The sequence below is a fragment of the Bradyrhizobium sp. 22 genome (assembly GCF_000482425.1).
Classification (GTDB): domain Bacteria; phylum Pseudomonadota; class Alphaproteobacteria; order Rhizobiales; family Xanthobacteraceae; genus Bradyrhizobium; species Bradyrhizobium japonicum_B.
This window is the reverse complement of sequence record NZ_KI519399.1, coordinates 1,940,619-1,957,826: the sequence shown is the minus strand read 5'-3', so window position 1 is coordinate 1,957,826 and position 17,208 is coordinate 1,940,619. Positions and strand designations below refer to the sequence as shown.

Genomic DNA, 17,208 nt, shown 5'->3' with positions numbered 1-17,208 from the left:
CATCTCCTCAGGAGCTCGGTGCCGCGACGAGGCGATCCGCCGCGTCGAACACGAAGACATCGTTGGGATCGAGCACGGCGTCGAGCGTCTGACCCGGCTCGAATTCGTGCACGCCATGCAGCACCGCCACCCAGTTCGATCCGTCGCGGGTCAGATGCACGAAACTCTCCGAACCGGTGATCTCGGTCACCGTGACAGTGGCGTGGAACGCATGGCGATCGGCCTCGCCATTGGCGAGCGCGAGCTGATGCGCGCGGAAGCCGACGCGATAGGCCCCGTCGGCGAGGCCTGAATAAAGACCGGAGGCCGGCGAAGCCGTGCCGCCGGCATATGCGACCTGCCCGTTCTTCTTCTCGATGCCGACGAGGTTGAGCGGCGGATCGGAGAACACCTGCGCGACGCGCAGCGTCTGCGGCCGGCGATAGACATTGGTCGTCTCGCCCATCTGCAGCGCCTGGCCTTCCCACATGCACACCGTGTTGCCGCCGAGCAGCAGCGCCTCGGTCGGTTCGGTGGTGGCATAGACGAAGATCGCGCCCGAGGCCTCGAAGATGCGCGGCAGCTCGGCGCGCAGCTCCTCGCGGAGCTTGTAGTCGAGATTGGCGAGCGGCTCGTCGAGCAGCACGAGATCGGCGCCCTTGACCAGGGCGCGCGCGATCGCGGTACGTTGCTGCTGGCCGCCGGAAAGCTGCAGCGGGGTACGCTTCAGGAACGGCTCGAGCCGCAGCAGCTTTGCGGCCTCCGCCACCCGCGCCTCGATCTCGTCGCGGGGCTTGCCCTGCACGCGCAGGGGCGAAGCGATATTCTCATAGACCGTGAGCGAGGGATAATTGATGAATTGCTGGTAGACCATGGCGACCGAACGCCGGCGCACGTCGGCACCGGTGACGTCCTTGCCATTCACCACCACCTTGCCCGTGGTCGGCTTGTCGAGACCGGCGAGCAACCGCATGATCGAGGTCTTGCCCGACAGCGTCGGCCCGAGCAGCACGTTCAGCGTGCCGCTCTCGAACGTCAGCGAGACATCGCGGATATGCGGGATTCCATCGACGGTCCGGGTCACGTGGTCGAGTGTCACGGTCATGAGCGTCCTCCCGCTTCCAGCAGGGGACTTTGCGGCACGGCGTGGGTCCTGATCCAGTCGTCAAGCGCGCCGACCTCGTCGGCAGATAGTCGCAGGCCGAGCTTGGAACGGCGCCAGACCACGTCCTCGGCGGTGACGGCCCATTCATTGGCCATGAGGTAGCGGACCTCGCGCTCGGTCAGCGTCGCGCCAAAGGACTGGCCGAGATCGGCGGCCGATTTCGCGTCGCCGAGCAGCTTGACGGCCCTCGTGCCATAGGCGCGCGCGAGCCGCCGCGCATGCTCGTGGCTGAGGAAGGGATAGCCACGCTGGAGCTCGGCGATCAGCCCGTCGATGTCGGACACGTTCATGTCACCGCCGGGCAGCGGCGATTTGCCGGTCCAGCCCTCGCGCGCCTTCGCGCTGCGCAAATAAGGCGCGAGCCGCTCAAGCGCCTCTTCGGCGAGGCGGCGATAGGTCGTGATCTTGCCGCCATAGATCGACAGCAGCGGCACTCCGCCGGGCGTGTCGAGCTCGAACACGTAGTCGCGGGTGGCGGCCTTGGCCTCGCTGGCACCGTCGTCATAGAGCGGGCGCACGCCGGAATAGGTCCAGACCACGTCATCCGGCATGACAGGCTTGGCCAGATATTCGCTCGCCGCCGTGCAGAGATACTGGATCTCCTCGGTCGTTGCCTTCACCTTGGCAGGATCGCCGTCATAGTCGCGGTCCGTGGTGCCGATCAGCGTGAAATCATCCTGATACGGAATCACGAAGATGATGCGGCCGTCGGCATTCTGGAACATGTAGGCGCGGTCGTGGTCGTAGAGCTTCCTGACCACGATGTGCGAGCCCTGCACCAGGCGCACCTTGGCCTTGGCGTTGACGCCGGCGCCGCGGCCGAGCACGTCCTCGACCCAGGGGCCGCCGGCATTGATCAGCGCCTTCGCCTGGATCTGCGAGCGCTCGCCGGTCAGCGTGTCGACCATGCCGACGGTCCAGAGGCCATCGGACTGGCGGATTTCGGTGGCGCGGGTGCGGGTACGAATCTCGGCGCCCTTGTCGGCGGCATCGCGCGCGTTGAGCACGACGAGTCGGGCGTCATCGACGAAGCAATCCGAATATTCGAAGGCGCGGCTGTAGCGATTCGGGATCAGCGGCTTGCCGACCTCGTCACGCCCCAGATCGACCGAGCGGGTCGCAGGCAACAAATGGCGGCCGCCAATGTGATCATAGAGGAAGAGGCCGAGGCGCAGCAGCCAGGCGGGCCGCAGGCCGGCATGATGCGGCAAAACGAAACGGAGGGGGCGGATGATGTGGGGGGCGATGCCCCACAGCACCTCGCGCTCGATCAGAGCTTCGCGGACCAGGCGAAACTCGTAATATTCGAGATAGCGCAGGCCGCCGTGCACCAGCTTGGTCGACCAGGACGATGTCCCGCTCGCCAAATCGTTCATTTCGCACAGGAAAACGGTATTGCCGCGGCCGACCGCGTCACGCGCGATACCGCAGCCGTTCACACCGCCTCCGATGATGGCGAGGTCGAAAATACGCTCCAACAGACGCATCCCCCGACGACCGCCCGTTCCTTCGAGCGGCTACTTTCGATTTTGATTAGATCACACCATAAAACGAAAGCAAGACGAAAGAGAAGCGAAAGGAAGTGAAAGCAGAACTTTTTCCGTGAGCAATGCGATGAAGAAATCGGCAGTCCAGAACTGTCACCGACTTGAATGTAGCAACGTACCTACATATCAAAGCAGTATGAGGCATCGTTCCGGCCGAGAGGTGACAAGCGATGGCGACCACTCTGACCAGCAGAGAATTCAATCACGATACCAGCGGCGCCAAGAAGGCGGCTTCGCACGGGCCGGTCTTCATTACGGATCGCGGCCGCCCGGCCCATGTCCTGCTAACGATCGAGGATTATTTGCGCCTGACCGGTGGGCACATGAGCCTTGCCGAAGCTCTGGCGCAGGCGGACGCGGACTTTGATTTTGATCCGCCGCGCATGACCGGAGGAATCTTCAAGGCCGTCGATCTCGACTGATGTTTCTGCTGGACACCAACGTGATTTCCGAATTGAGGCGACCTGACAAGGCTCACCGTAATGTCGTTGCCTGGGCCAATACAATCCCCGCAGCGAGCTTCTTCATATCCGCGATCTCGATCCTCGAAATCGAACTTGGCGCGCGCCTTATCCAGCGCAAGGACACGACGCAAGGTACCGTGCTGCGCAATTGGATCGACAATCACATCCTGGCTCGTTTCGACGGCCGGATCCTCGCCATCGATACGGCCGTGGCGCAGCGTTGTGCACAACTTCACGTCCCCAGCCCACGCGCCGAGCGCGACGCACTCATCGCGGCGACCGCACTTGTTCACAGCCTGACGATCGTTACGCGCAATGTGGGGGATTTCGAATCCACGGGCGTGGTGCTGCTCAATCCGTGGGACGATGTCTAGGATCTATCTCAGCCGCACCACCGGCGCGGCTTCCGGAGCCGCGTCCTGGGCGTCGGCCGGCGCATCGTCGATGTCCGCGTCCTTCGGCATCGCCGCGACCACTTCGATGCCCTTGCTGTGGCAGATGGTGGCGAGGCGCTCGGGAAGCTCCTGGTCGGTGACGAAGGTCTGGATCTGGGTGATGTGGGCGATGCGCACCGGCGCGCTGCGACGCAGCTTGGTGGAATCGGCAACCAGCATGACGCTGCGGGCATTGGCGATGATGGCTTGCGCGACCTGCACCTCACGATAGTCGAAGTCGAGCAGCGCGCCCTCCTCGTCGATCGCGGACGCGCCGATGATGGCGTAATCGACCTTGAACTGGCCGATCAGCTGCGTCGCGGTCGAGCCGACCACGGCGCCATCGGCACGCCGCACCGTGCCGCCGGCGACCACGACCTCGATGCGGGGATGGCGGTAGAGCAGCATCGCGACGTTGAGATTGTTGGTGATGACGAGGAGATCCTCGTGCGAGGTCAGCGCGCTCGCGACCTCCTCCGTCGTGGTGCCGATATTGATGAAGAGCGAGCAGCCGTTCGGGATCAGCGAGGCGGCTGCGGCTCCGATCGCCTTCTTCTCGTCGGCGGCGACGAAGCGGCGCGCCTCGTAGGCGAGGTTCTCGACGCCGGAGGCGATGATGGCGCCGCCATGGATGCGGGTCAGCGATCTCCGCTCGCAGAGATCGTTGAGATCCTTGCGGATGGTCTGCGCCGAGACTTCGAAGCGGCGCGCGAGCTCCTCGACCATGACGCGGCCCGAGGCGCGCGCGATGTTGAGGATTTCGGCTTGGCGATGGGTCAGTCCGGTCACGGCGAGGGCCTCACATCAGGAAGCTGGATGGTGCAGGAAGCTGCATGGTGAGGCGGTTCGCAGCTGCGGTCAATGCGCGCGCCGTCACGATTGACGGATGGAGCGGTGCTCACCATGCCATGGCGGCGGCAAGGCGCGCGAGCAGATCCGGGTCGTCGAAGGCGCTTGCAGAGGCAACGGCGCCGGCACCGACAAGATCGTCATGACTGAGGCTGGTCCGGATTCCGATCGTCGGAATGCCGGCGGCGGCCGCCGATTGCACGCCGGTGCGGGAATCCTCGAACGCAACCGAGGATGCGGCACTGCCCCCGACGAAGCGCAGCCCTTCCTGATAGGGCAGCGGATGCGGCTTGCCGTAGGGCAGCTCGTCGCCGATCACGATCGCCTTGAACCGCTCGGTGATGCCGAGGCCCGACAACAGCAGCTCGGCGTTGAGACGCGGCGCATTGGTGACGGCGACCATGGGAACGCCGGCGGCGTCCGCGCGGTCGAGCAGCGCCATCAGACCCGGCAACGGTTCGATCTGTCCGGCCACGAGCGTGCGGAAGATCTCCTCTTTCTCGGCGAGAATCGCGGCGCGCTGCGCCGGCGTTTCGTCGGGCAGAAAGCGGTCGCCGATTGACACATTGGCGAAGCCCTGCAGCTCCCTGGAGAATCGCGCGTGGTCGAACACATGGCCGCGCGGCCCCAGCACATGGTTGAAGGCCTTGAGATGCAGCGGGTCAGTGTTGGCGAGTGTGCCGTCGATGTCGAACAACAACGCCCTGCCGATTGCCTCGATCATTTCCCTACTTTCCCAAGTCCGCGACGCATCAATGCGGAAGACGTATCAATACGGGCTCGAACGCGCAATGATGCATCGACATGACGACGATGCACCACTCGACAAAGCCGCGCACGACTGCAACACTCCTTACAAGACCAAAAAGGAGGAAACGATGATCAACCGACGCGACCTTGCTCTCTCGACTCTCGCCGTCTCCGCGCTTGCGCTCATGGCACCGGCGCTCGCCGCCTCGGCAGACGAGGAGGCGGTGGCCAAGAAGGTCGAGGCCTTCCGCCTCGCCCAGATTGCGGCCGACCCGAAGGCGCTCGGCGCGCTGTGCTGGGACGATCTCAGCTACAGCCATTCCAGCGGCAAGGTCGAGGACAAGGCGACCTTCATCACCAATGCCACCGACGGCAAGTCGAAATTCCTCTCGATCGAATACAAGGATCCGACCATCAAGGTCGTCGGCCCCGCCGCCATCGTCCGGTTCCATTGGCTGGGCGAACAGGAAATGGCGGCCGACGGGAAGAAAGTATCGACCAATCTTCACATCCTGATGAACTGGCAGAAGCAGGGCGACGAATGGAAGCTGCTGTCGCGGGCGGCGACGAAGCTGTAACCATCGACGTCATTCCGGGACGCGCCGAAAGGCGCGGGCCCGGAATCCATTGGTCGGCAATTTCTGCAGCGAGATAAATTCCGGGCCCGCGCTACGCGCGCCCCGGAATGACAGCGCAGACTACGCCGCTTCCTTCACATCGCCGTTAACCAGCTTACGCGCGGCGCGCTCGGCTTCGCGGGCGTTGCGAAAAAGCTGGCCTTCGAGGCGGTTGAAGCGGTGGGATGAGGCGAAGAAACAATAGCCTCCCTGAGAACGAACGACGATACCTGCGGTCTGCGAATCGACTTCGATGATGTAGCTGTCCGGCATGGTCCGTGGATTCCTCAGTGCGGGCAAATAACGGTGCTCCTGCCCAAAGGTTCCCCAGGCATTTGAGGCCGTTTCCACCCCGAATCGACACGCAATTGAGTACGCCGGGACCTCATCCGTTTTATGACTGGTTCTTGACTGGTTCTTGGCGAAGCCGCGACGACAATGACTTACAGGCGACGCGTTTGACCGCGGGCACACGTTCGCGAGATGAGGCAGCGCGTCGCGCGCGATTACGTCGCGATCGTCGCGTCGGTCGCGCGAACCGCTTGCGGACGGCCGTGCTCGTCGATCGAGACGTAGGTGAAATTGCCGTCGGTGACGAGGAACGGATGCTCCTCGCCGCGCCGCAGCGCCCAGGCTTCCAGATGCGCGGTGAGGGAGGTCCGTCCGACGCGGACAAGATTGGCATAGACCGAGACGAGATCGCCGACATAAACCGCCTTGCGAAAATTCATCGCCTCGATCGCGACCGTCACGGTCCGCGACTTCGCGACCTTCGAGGCAAACACGCCGCCGCCGACGTCCATCTGGCTCAGCAGCCAGCCGCCGAAGATGTCGCCGTTGGCGTTGGTGTCGGCCGGCATCGCCAGCGTGCGGATGCAGAGATCGCCGCGCGGCCCGGTATTCGCCTGCTCGTTCATGTCTCTCTCACTTGAAACTGTCCCAGCCCGGATCGGGCGCGAACCGTTCGCCGAACCTCTCGGCGAGCCCGCGCAAGGTGGATACGACATTCTCCACACCACGCGTGCGCGCATAATTCAGCGGACCGCCGCGGAACGGTGCATAACCCGTGCCGAAGATCATGGCGCCATCGACAGCGTCGGCATCGTCGACGATGCCTTCGCGCAGGGCCGCAACGCAGACGTTGGAAATCGGCAGCACCAGGCGGTCGATCATCTGGTCGGTCACGCGCGGACCGGTCTCGGGGAGCGGTGCCTTCTCCGCCTTGCCGTCCTTCCAGGTGTAAAAGCCCTTGCCGGTCTTGCGGCCGAGCTCGCCCTTGGCGACCTTGTCGCGCAGCCAGGCCGGCGTCGGCGGCAAGAGATCGCCGAACTTGGTGCGCAGCATGTCGCCGACGTCGAGGCAGATGTCGAGCCCGACCTGATCGGCGAGCTCGATCGGTCCCATCGGCATGCCGAACTGCTCGGCCGCGGCGTCGATCAGGCGCTGGTCGATCTTCTCGTCCAGCATCACCATCGCTTCCAGCATGTAAGGCGTCAGCGCGCGGTTGACGAGGAAGCCGGGCGAGCTCTTCACAGGTAGCGGCAGGCGGTCGATCGCACCGACGAAAGCGAGCGCGTCCTTCAATATCTGCGCGTCGTTGCCGTCGTGACTGACGACTTCGACCAGTTGCAGACGCGACACCGGATTGAAGAAATGCAGGCCGACCAGCCGCTCCGGCCGCGCCAGCGTGGTGCGCAGGTCCTGGAGAGGAATGCTCGACGTGTTGGTGGCAAAAATTGCGCCCGATTTCATCCGCGGCTCCAGCCCGGCATAGACCTTCTGCTTCAGCTCGAGCTTTTCCGGGACCGCCTCGATGATGAGATCGGCGTTGCGCACGCCGTCCCCGTTCATGTCGGGGATGAGGCGATCCAGTGCGTCGCGTACCTCGATCGGCTTGCGGATAATCTTGCCGTAGAGTTCGGCAGCGCGCTTCACCGCACCCGCGATCGGCTCGGCCTTCATGTCGGCGAGCGAGACCCGCAACCCCTGCCCGGCTATCCAAGCCGCGATATCGCCGCCCATGGCGCCGGCGCCGATGACGTGGACATGCTTGATGGTGTTGCCGCCGCCCGCCGCCTTCTTCATCTGCTCGCGCAGGAAGAACACGCGGATCAGGTTCTGCGCGGTCGGCGTCACCATCAGCTTGGCGAAGGATGCCTGCTCCGCCTTCAGCATCGCGGCCTTGCTGCCGCCATGGGTCTCCCAGAGGTCGATCAGCGCGTAAGGCGCGGGATAGTGCTCGCGGGACGCGGCCTTGGCCGCCTCCGAGCGCATGCGCTTGGCGAGCAAGCCGCGGACCAGCCCGAGATTGGCGGCGCGCACGAGCAGGCCGGGCTTGGCCCGCTTCAGGCGGCCGAACAGCGCATCCTTCACCGCGCCCCCGACATGGCGCTCCTGCGTGACGGCATCGACGAGGCCGAGCGCCTTGGCCCGGCGCGCATCGATGGTGCGGCCGGTGAGCATCAAGGCCATCGACTGGGTCGGATTGACCAGCGCGGTGAACCGCGCGGTGCCGCCGAGGCCGGGGTGCAGACCGAGCATCACCTCCGGGAAGCCGAAGCGCGCGCCGTCGATCGCGATGCGCGATTGGCAGGCCAGCGCAACCTCGAGCCCGCCGCCAAGGCAGAAGCCGTGGATCACCGCGACGGTCGGCAACTTCAACGCCTCCAGATGATCGACCACGGCGTGCGCGGCGCGGATACGCGTCTCGACCATGCCGGGATCGGAGACACCGCGGAATTCGTTGACGTCGGCACCCGCGATGAAGCCCGACGGTTTTGCCGAGCGGATCACCAGGCCAGCCGGACGCTCGGTCTCGATCGCCGCGAGCACCGCATCGAACTCCTCCATGACGTCGGAGGACAGCGTGTTGGCACTTGCGTCAGCGCGGTCGAACAGCAGCCAGGCGATGCCGTCGGCATCGCGCGTCAGCTTGAAATGCTTGTACGGACTGTCGGGCGCGGGCTTGGGCCCGAGCTCCAGGACGCGATCGCCGAGCGCGGTCATGATCTTGGAATCCATGGTCACACCGCCTCGATCAGCATGGCCCCGCCAAGACCGCCGCCGATGCATTCGGTGGCAATTCCGCGGCGCGTGCCGAGCCGCTTCATCGCGTTGACGAGATGCAGCACGATGCGGTTGCCGGAGGTGCCGACGGGATGGCCGAGCGAGATCGCCCCGCCATCGACGTTGAGCTTGTCGCGGTCGATCTCACCGGCCGCGCCGTCGAGACCGAGGATCTCGCGGCAGAATTTGTCGTCGTTCCAGGCCGCGAGACAGCCGAGCACCTGGGTGGCAAAGGCTTCATTGAGCTCCCAGGTCTCGACATCCTTGATGCTGAGGCCATTGCGTTGCAGCAGCGGCGTCACTGACATCACCGGACCGAGCCCCATGATGCCAGGATCGAGCGCCGCCCAATGGCTGTCGACGATCGCAGCCTTCGGCGTCAGCTTGTGCTTCGCCACCGCCGCATCGGAAGCCAGGATCACCCAGGAGGCGCCGTCGGTGATCTGCGAGGAATTGCCGGCGGTGACCTGGCCCCAGGGCCGCTCGAACACCGGCCGGAGTTTCGCGAGCGTCTCCGCCGTGGAGTCCGGCCGCACGCCGTCGTCATGGTCGAAGAACTTGCCGTCGCGCGCGAACGCGGTCTCGACCTCGCCTTTCAGATAGCCCGCGCCTTGCGCCTGCGCGAGCCGGCGATGGCTCTCGGCTGCGTAGGCGTCGGATTGTGCGCGCGTAATGCCGAAGAGATGGCCGACGACCTCGGCGGTCTGGCCCATGTTCAGATCGGTGATCGGATCGGTCAGCCCGCGCTCCAGGCCGATGATCGGCTTGAGATCGCGGGGGCGGAGCTTGAAGGCCGCGGCGAGCTTCGCGGCGACCCCCTTGGCGGTAGCAAGGCCGGCGAACCAGCGCACGCCCGAATTGGGCCAGACCAGCGGCGCGTGACTCAGCGCCTCGGTGCCGCCCGCCAGGATCATGTCGGCATGGCCCTCGCGAATGTAGCGATAGGCGGTGTCGATCGACTGCATGCCGGAACCGCAATTGATCTGCACGGTAAAGGCGACCATGTCCTCGCCCATGCCGAGCCGGAGCGCGGCAACCCGGGCTGGATTCATCTCGTCCGCGATGACGTTGACGCAGCCGAGAATGACCTGGTCGAAACTATCGGGCGCAAACGGCTGGCGTGCCAGCAATGGACGGCCGCATTGCACGGCGAGATCGACCGGCGTGAACGGCCCGGGTCCCGAGCGCGCCTTCAGGAACGGCGTCCTGCTGCCGTCGACGATGAATACCGGTCGTGCCATCAGCCCGCCGCCCTCTGCTCACCGAGTTCCTGGAAGAACTGATGCACATTGACGGTTTTCTTGTAAATCGGCGACAGCGCCTCCGGCGCAAAATCATCGACCTCGATCACTTTTGTGACGGCTTCATGAGCAGCGGCCAGTTGCTCGCCCTCGGCCTGCGTGATCACGCCCCTGGTGACGGCATCCTTCCAGTCGCGGATATGCGCGGCGCGCATGCGCCTGGCGATAGCCTCAGCGCCCGTGACCAACTTGAAAGCATGCTCCAGCCGGGCAAAGCCGCCGTCGTCATCGACGTAAGCCAGATCCGGCGTCAGGCGCTCGCGCGCGGCCGACGGCTCCAGCACCAGGCTCGCGCATTGGTGCACGACGCGGTCGGACGGGCCGAGCACGCGGGCGCCGAACGGCTGGACCACGAGCTTGAGGAAGCCGGCGACGAAGCGGTTGGGCAGGTTGGCGAGGATTTCGGCCAGCCGGTTCTCGATGGTCCTGAAGCCGGTCGCCATGCACCATTCCAGCGCGGCAAAGTCTTGCTTCTGCCGGCCCTCGTCGTTCCAGCGCTTCAGCGCCGCCGAGAGCAGATACAGCTCGGACAGGATGTCCCCGAAGCGCGCCGACAGCATCTCCTTGCGCTTGAGCGCGCCGCCCAGCGTCAGCAGCGCCATGTCGGCGCAGAGCGCAAACGCCGCCGAATAGCGCGAGAGCTGGCGATAGAATGGCGTGGCGTCGCCCGCATCCGGGGCAAGCGCGAAGGCGCCGAAGGTCCAGCTCCGGCCGAAGGCACGAAACAGCGTCCGAAAACTGTGGCCGACATGCTTCCAGAAGGCCTTGTCGAACGCGGTGAGGCCACGCTCGCGATCGGTGTCGGCGAGTGCATTCATCTCGTCGAGCAGATAGGGATGCGCGCGGATCGCGCCCTGCCCGAACACGATGAGATTGCGCGTCAGGATGTTGGCGCCCTCGACCGTGATCCCGACCGGAACGGCGCGATGCAGATTGCCGAGATAGTTTTGCGGACCGTCGATGACGGCCTTGCCGCCGTGGATGTCCATGGCATCGTCGATCGCGGTGCGCATCCGCTCGGTCGCATGCAGCTTCATGATGCCGGAGATGACGGCGGGATGGACGCCGGCATTCAGCGCCGCGCAGGTCAGCCGGCGCGCCGCGTCGAGCTGGTAGGCGGTCGCGACGATGCGGGCGAGCGGCTCCTCGACGCCTTCGAATTTGGAGATGGAGATGCCGAACTGCTCGCGGATGCGGGCATAGGCGCCGGTGGTGCGCGCTGCATAGGCGGCACCCGCGGCAGAGAGCGACGGCAGCGAGATGCCGCGGCCGGCGGCAAGCGCGGTCATCAGCATCTTCCAGCCCTGCCCGAGCCGCGCCTGGCCGCCGATGACATAGTCGAGCGGAATGAAGACGTCGCGGCCCCGGTTCGGGCCGTTCTGGAATACCTGCATCGACGGCAGATGGCGCTGGCCGATCTCGACGCCGGGCAGATCGGTCGGGATCAGCGCGACGGTGATGCCGAGCTCTTCCTGATGACCGACGAGATGATCGGGATCATAGGCCTTGAAGGCGAGGCCGAGCAGTGTCGCGACCGGGCCGAGCGTGATGTAGCGCTTGTGCCAGTTCAGCCTGAGCCCGAGTACCTCGCGGCCCTCGAACTCGCCCTTGCAGATGATGCCGCTGTCGACCATCGAGGCGGCATCGGAACCGGCTTCCGGGCTGGTGAGGCCGAAGCAGGGAATGTCGCGGCCGTCGGCGAGGCGCGGCAGCCAGCGCTCCTGCTGCTCTCTTGTGCCGAAGCGCATCAGGAGTTCACCGGGGCCGAGCGAGTTCGGCACCATCACCGTGACCGCAGCTGCGATCGAGCGGGTCGAGATCTTTCGCACCACCTCCGAATGGGCATAAGGCGAGAAGCCGAGGCCGCCGAACTCCTTCGGGATGATCATGCCGAAGAATTTTTCGCGCTTGACGAAGTGCCAGACGTCCTGCGGCAGGTCCCGCCATTCCCAGAAAATCTTCCACTCGTCGAGCATGGCGCAGAGCTCGTTGACGGGCCCGTTGAGAAAAGCCCGCTCCTCCTCGGTCAATTTGGCTGGCGCAATTTTCAGCAGTTTCGACCAGTCAGGGTTGCCGGTGAAGAGATCGGCGTCCCACCAGACGTCGCCCGCCTCCAGCGCCTCGCGCTCGGTATCGGACATCGACGGCAGCACGCCGCGCGCCCAGGAGAAGATCGGCTTGGTCAGGGTGTCGCGGCGGAAGCTCATGGCTGACCTCATGCATCGGCGCGGTGACAGGACATTTTAGCGGAAACTGGCTGGCGGAGGCGAATAGTTCGCCTGCAAAATTGACGCGGCCGGGCGGCCCCGGACCATAACGGCCAGGGTGCGACGGCAGTTCCGGGAGGGGGATGGGGCCAGATGTCTCCCCACGTCATTCCGGGGCGCGCCTCTTGGCGCGAGCCCGGAATGACGGCGTGGAGGGAGCGGAGGTGGCCGGCCTAGTCCGGCCGCACCATCTCGAACATGTTTTCCGGCTTGATCTCGAAATAGTCGCCGCGGCGGCCGGCGCGGACGATCGGGCGGGCGGCGGCGGTCTGATAGACGCCGTCCTTGATCATGGCCTTGTCGATGTGCACGGCGACGACCTCCCCCAACGTCAGCCAGGCGTCGGCCTCCTTGCCGTCGGCGCCCTTGAGGCGGATGATGTCCGACACCTTGCATTCGAAGGCGACCGGACTTTCGCCGACGCGCGGCACGTTGACGAGCTTGCCGGGCACGGCGGTAAGCCCAGCGAGCTTGAACTCGTCGACCTCGGGCGCGACATGCGCGGCGGTCGCATTCATGTGCTTGGCAAGGTCCATCGTGGCGAGATTCCAGACGAACTCACCGGTCTGCTGGATGTTCTCCACCGTGTCCTTCCAATTGGTGGAGGAGAAGCCGATGATCGGCGGCACGTAGCAGAAAGCGTTGAAGAAGCTGTAGGGCGCCAGGTTGACGTGGCCCTTGCTGTCGCGGGAGGAGATCCAGCCGATCGGCCGCGGCGCGATGATGGCGTTGAAGGGATCGTGCTTGAGGCCGTGGCCCTTGGAGGGCTCGTAGAAGTAAATGTCTTTGTCGGTCACGCTGGCTCTCCACTCTCCGTCATTCCGGGGCGATGCAGAGCATCGAACCCGGAATCTCGAGATTCCGGGTTCGCGCTACGCGCGCCCCGGAATGACGGCAGGTGAGCTTATAGAGGGAAACCGGCCCACACGTCAGTGGCGCGGCGACAGACCGGCGATGACGAAATCGATCATCTGGTCGATGTTCGGGCCCGGCTTGGTGGCGCACTGGGCGATCATCTGGGGATGGAAGAACCGCATCATCGCGGTGCAGGCGCACAGCGAGGCCAGCTGGAGATCCTTCGTCTCGAACTCGCCAGAGGCCACGCCTTGCGCGATCATCTGGCCGACGACGCCGGCGATGCACTCCATATGGTTGACGCAGACCTCCCAGTCCTCCTGCATCGCGATCTCGACCATCTCGTGCAGCTTGTTATCGCCGACATAGCGCTCGGTGTTCATGCGATGGATGGTGGTGAGGAGCTCGCGGAAGCGCTCCGGCACCGGGCCGGGCCTTGCCACGATCCGCTGCGCCTCGAGCTCGACCTCGCCCATCAGCGAACGGGCGACCGCCTGGTGAATCGCCTTCTTCGATTCGAAGAAGCGATAGACGTTGGCGGGGCTCATCCTGAGCTCCTTGGCGATGTCGCCGACCGTGGTCTTCTGGTAGCCGATCTGGCGGAACAGCCGTTCGGCCACCTCGAGGATACGATCCCGGGTGTCGCCTTCGATATGTTCCGAAACAAGGGCCATCAGTCAGGACTCACCGATCAGTACTTCATGTCACTTATTCAGCCGCTTCAGCAAGCGGAATAGCTGAATGCTCATCGCTCCCATGCTGCGGCGCGGTAGGCTGTTCGGGGATACCTGCCTCGTCCAGGCTCTTCCTGAACCACAGCGCGTAGAGGCCCGGCAGATACAGGAGCGTGAGGAAGGTCGCGACGAACAGGCCGCCCATGATGGTGATCGCCATCGGACCCCAGAACGCCGAGCGCGACAGCGGGATCATGGCGAGGATGGCGGCAAGCGCCGTCAACACCACGGGCCGGGCGCGGCGGACGGTGGCCTCCACGATCGCCTCGCGCCGGGGCAGGCCGTGGGAGACGTCGGTCTCGATCTGGTCGACCAGGATGACCGTGTTGCGCATGATCATGCCGGCGAGCGCGATCAGGCCGAGTAGCGCCACGAAGCCGAACGGGGCATTGGCGACGTTGAGGCCGAGCGAGGCGCCGACGATGCCGAGCGGCGCGGTCAGGAACACCAGGGTCAGGCGCGAGAAGCTCTGCAGCTGGATCATCAGCAGCGTCAGCATCACCATGACCATGACCGGGAAGAGGATGAAGATCGAGGCATTGCCCTTGGCGGATTCCTCGAAGGCGCCGCCCGGCTCGATCCGGTAGGCCGGCTCGAGGTGGTCCATGATCGGCTTCAGCTTCGGCGTGATCTGGCTCGTGACATCAGGGGCCTGCACGCCGTCGACGACGTCGGAGCGCACGGTGATCGCCATGTCGCGGTTGCGCCGCCACATGATCGGCTCCTCGTGGGCGTACTCGATCTTGGCGATCTGCTGCAGCGGCACGGCGACGCCATTGCGCGAGGTGATGGTGAGATCGCCGACGCCGCCGAGGTCGAGCCGCTCGGACGGGATCGCACGGGCGACCACGCCGACCTTCTCGATGCCGTCGCGCACGGTCGTGACCTGCGAGCCGGAAATCAGCATCGCCAGCGCCTGCGAGACGTCCTGCGGCGTCAGGCCCATGGCACGGGCGCGGTCCTGATCGACGACGAGCTTGAGGTAAGGCGACTGCTCGTTCCAGTCGAGCTGGACGTCCTTGACGCTCTTGTTCTGGCGCATGACGTCGCGGACCTGGTAGGCGATCTCGCGCACCTTGTTGGCGTCGGGGCCGATCACGCGGAACTGGACCGGGAAGCCGACCGGGGGACCGAAATTGAAGCGATCGACGCGCACGCGCGCCTCGGACAGGAAGCCCTCGGCAGCCGCGTTCTCGATCTTGGCCTTGATGCGCTCGCGCGCCTCGACGCCCTTGGCGACGATGACGATCTCGGCAAAAGCCTCGTTCGGCAGCTGCGGATTGAGGCCGAGCCAGAAGCGCGGCGAGCCCTGGCCGACATAGGAGGTATAGGTCTCGATGTCCTTGTCGTCCTTGAGCAGCGTCTCGGCCTTCTTCACCGCTTTTTCGGTGACGTTGAAGGCGGTACCCTCGGGCAGGCGCAGCTGGAAGAACAGCTCAGGCCGCTCCGACAGCGGGAAGAACTGCTGCTGGACCTGGCCGAAGCCGACGATGGAGGCGATGAAGACGCCGACGGTCGCTGCCACTACGGTGATGCGGTGGTTGACGCACCATTTCACGATGGCGCGCAGGCCGCGGTACATGCGGGTCTCGTAGACCGCATGCGGATCGTGGTTGTGGTGCGCCTTCATCTCCGGCAGCAGCTTGACGCCGATATAGGGCGTGAAGATCACTGCCACGAACCAGGAGGCGACCAGCGCGATCGCCACGATCCAGAAGATGCTGCCGGCATATTCGCCGACCGCGGAATTGGCAAAGCCGATGGGGAGGAAGCCAGCGGCCGTGACCAGCGTTCCCGTGAGCATCGGAAACGCAGTCGATTCCCAGGCAAAGGATGCCGCACGCATGCGGTCCCAGCCCTGCTCCATCTTCACCACCATCATCTCAACCGCGATGATGGCGTCGTCGACGAGCAGTCCGAGCGCGATGATCAGGGCGCCCAGCGTGATGCGGTGCAGGTCGAGCGACATCGTGTTCATGACGATGAAGACGATGCCGAGCACCAGGGGCACCGACAGCGCGACAACGATGCCGGTGCGCCAGCCCAGCGCCAGGAACGAGACGAACAGCACGATGACGAGCGCTTCCATGAAGGAATGCACGAACTCGCCGACGGCATGCTCGACCACCTTGGGCTGGTCGGCGATCAGCTTGACGTCGATGCCCTGCGGCACCGCCTTCATGAAGTCCGCGGTCGCCTTCTCGACCTCCTTGCCGAGCTCGAGGATGTTGGCACCCTTGGCGGTGACGACGCCGATGCCGATCGCCGCCTTGCCTTCCTGGCGGACGACGAAGCTCGGCGGATCGACATAGCCATGGGTGACGGTGGCGATGTCCCCCAAGCGGAAGACGCGGCCGTTGCTCTCGACCGGCGTTTCGGCCACGGCCTTGGCACCGTCGAGCGCGCCGGTGACGCGCAGCGGCACGCGCTGCGAGGAGGTCTCGACCGTGCCGGCAGGGGTGACGTTGTTCTGCTTGGCGAGCGAATCGAACAGCGCCTGCGGCGTGATGCCGAGGGTGGCGAGCTTGGCGTGGCTGAACTCGACGAAGATGCGCTCGTCCTGGTTGCCGTAGACGTCGACCTTGGTCACGCCGGGCACCTTGAGCAGGCGCTGACGGAAGCCTTCCGAAACCTTCTTGAGCTGGGCGTAATCCGCGCCGTCGCCGGTCATCATGTAGAGGATGGAATCGACGTCGGAGAACTCGTCGTTGACGACGGGTCCCAGAATGCCCGACGGCAGCTGGCCCTGCACGTCGACCAGCTTCTTGCGCAGGAGATAAAAGAGATAGGGCACCTCCTTCGGCGGCGTGTTGTCGCGGAAGGTGACCTGGAGCGCGGTGAAGGCGGGCTTGGAATAGGTCTGCACCTTCTCGAAATAGGGCAGCTCCTGGATTTTCTTCTCGATGGGATCGGCGACCTGCGTCTGCATCTCCTGCGCGGTCGCGCCCGGCCAGATCACGGAGACGTTGACCACCTTCACCGTGAAGAACGGATCCTCGGCGCGGCCGAGCTTCTCATAGGAGAAGAAGCCGGCGACGCCGAGAATGATCATCATGAAGAGAACCAGCGTCGGATGGCTGACGGCCCAGGCCGAAAGGTTGAAGCGCTTCATCGCTCTCTCCGAAAGGACGATCCAATTGCCACAGACACGACAGCCATCCCGTTCAAACCGTCGTCGCG

15 protein-coding genes are annotated in these 17,208 nt (G+C 64.9%); 3 read left to right on the top strand and 12 right to left on the bottom strand.

The annotated features are described in order from the left end of the window. Positions 1–7: 7 nt before the first annotated feature. Both K410_RS0110585 and glpD read right to left on the bottom strand, forming a co-directional pair. Entirely contained in the window at positions 8–1,084 is a 1,077-nt protein-coding gene (locus tag K410_RS0110585; RefSeq protein ID WP_028134817.1) for an ABC transporter ATP-binding protein, read from the bottom strand. Further along, positions 1,081–2,631: a glycerol-3-phosphate dehydrogenase gene (gene glpD, locus K410_RS0110580; protein ID WP_028134816.1), complete on the bottom strand. Its 1,551-nt coding sequence runs from the start codon at positions 2,629–2,631 to the stop codon at positions 1,081–1,083. The genes K410_RS0110585 and glpD overlap by 4 nt, the downstream gene beginning before the upstream one ends. Before the next feature lie 230 nt (positions 2,632–2,861). On the opposite strand from glpD, the gene K410_RS0110575 reads away from it, so the two are divergent. Together K410_RS0110575 and K410_RS0110570 are read left to right on the top strand one after the other, a co-directional pair. Then, complete coding sequence (locus tag K410_RS0110575) at positions 2,862–3,113, top strand: type II toxin-antitoxin system Phd/YefM family antitoxin (RefSeq protein ID WP_028134815.1); 252 nt, start codon at positions 2,862–2,864, stop codon at positions 3,111–3,113. Further along, the gene (locus tag K410_RS0110570) at positions 3,113–3,529 is read left to right on the top strand and encodes a type II toxin-antitoxin system VapC family toxin (RefSeq protein WP_028134814.1); all 417 of its coding nucleotides are present in this window, start codon (positions 3,113–3,115) and stop codon (positions 3,527–3,529) included. Before K410_RS0110575 ends, K410_RS0110570 begins: the two co-directional genes overlap by 1 nt. 3 nt (positions 3,530–3,532) lie before the next feature. Here the strand turns inward: K410_RS0110570 and K410_RS0110565 are convergent, their stop codons facing one another. Together K410_RS0110565 and K410_RS0110560 are read right to left on the bottom strand one after the other, a co-directional pair. Further along, positions 3,533–4,378 carry a DeoR/GlpR family DNA-binding transcription regulator gene (locus K410_RS0110565; protein WP_028134813.1) on the bottom strand — a complete coding sequence of 282 codons (846 nt, stop codon included), beginning with the start codon at positions 4,376–4,378 and terminating at the stop codon, positions 3,533–3,535. Between the two features lie 109 nt (positions 4,379–4,487). Then, a complete protein-coding gene (locus tag K410_RS0110560) occupies positions 4,488–5,162 on the bottom strand; it encodes an HAD family hydrolase (protein ID WP_028134812.1) in 675 nt (224 codons plus the stop codon). A 154-nt stretch (positions 5,163–5,316) separates the two neighbouring features. Here K410_RS0110560 and K410_RS0110555 point away from each other — a divergent pair, with 154 nt between their 5' ends. Beyond that, positions 5,317–5,766 (top strand): nuclear transport factor 2 family protein, encoded by a 450-nt coding sequence (locus K410_RS0110555; protein WP_028134811.1) that lies wholly within the window; start codon positions 5,317–5,319, stop codon positions 5,764–5,766. Between the two features lie 120 nt (positions 5,767–5,886). On the opposite strand, the gene K410_RS0110550 is transcribed toward K410_RS0110555, so the two are convergent. The 8 genes from K410_RS0110550 to K410_RS0110515 form a co-directional block, all read right to left on the bottom strand. Next, positions 5,887–6,078, bottom strand: a complete 192-nt coding sequence (locus tag K410_RS0110550; RefSeq protein WP_028134810.1) for a hypothetical protein — start codon at positions 6,076–6,078, stop codon at positions 5,887–5,889. A gap of 233 nt (positions 6,079–6,311) precedes the next feature. Continuing rightward, a complete protein-coding gene (locus tag K410_RS0110545; RefSeq protein WP_028134809.1) occupies positions 6,312–6,722 on the bottom strand; it encodes an acyl-CoA thioesterase in 411 nt (136 codons plus the stop codon). Between the two features lie 7 nt (positions 6,723–6,729). Beyond that, positions 6,730–8,826 carry a 3-hydroxyacyl-CoA dehydrogenase NAD-binding domain-containing protein gene (locus K410_RS0110540; protein ID WP_028134808.1) on the bottom strand — a complete coding sequence of 699 codons (2,097 nt, stop codon included), beginning with the start codon at positions 8,824–8,826 and terminating at the stop codon, positions 6,730–6,732. Positions 8,827–8,828: 2 nt separating this feature from the next. Further along, positions 8,829–10,112: an acetyl-CoA C-acetyltransferase gene (locus K410_RS0110535; protein ID WP_028134807.1), complete on the bottom strand. Its 1,284-nt coding sequence runs from the start codon at positions 10,110–10,112 to the stop codon at positions 8,829–8,831. After that, positions 10,112–12,379 (bottom strand): acyl-CoA dehydrogenase, encoded by a 2,268-nt coding sequence (locus tag K410_RS0110530; RefSeq protein WP_028134806.1) that lies wholly within the window; start codon positions 12,377–12,379, stop codon positions 10,112–10,114. The genes K410_RS0110535 and K410_RS0110530 overlap by 1 nt, the downstream gene beginning before the upstream one ends. Before the next feature lie 233 nt (positions 12,380–12,612). Beyond that, entirely contained in the window at positions 12,613–13,236 is a 624-nt protein-coding gene (locus K410_RS0110525; protein WP_028134805.1) for a flavin reductase family protein, read from the bottom strand. Positions 13,237–13,368: 132 nt separating this feature from the next. Further along, positions 13,369–13,968 carry a TetR/AcrR family transcriptional regulator gene (locus K410_RS0110520; RefSeq protein WP_028134804.1) on the bottom strand — a complete coding sequence of 200 codons (600 nt, stop codon included), beginning with the start codon at positions 13,966–13,968 and terminating at the stop codon, positions 13,369–13,371. Between the two features lie 34 nt (positions 13,969–14,002). Continuing rightward, on the bottom strand, positions 14,003–17,140 hold the full coding sequence (locus K410_RS0110515; RefSeq protein WP_028134803.1) for an efflux RND transporter permease subunit: 3,138 nt from the start codon (positions 17,138–17,140) through the stop codon (positions 14,003–14,005). Positions 17,141–17,208: the final 68 nt, after the last annotated feature.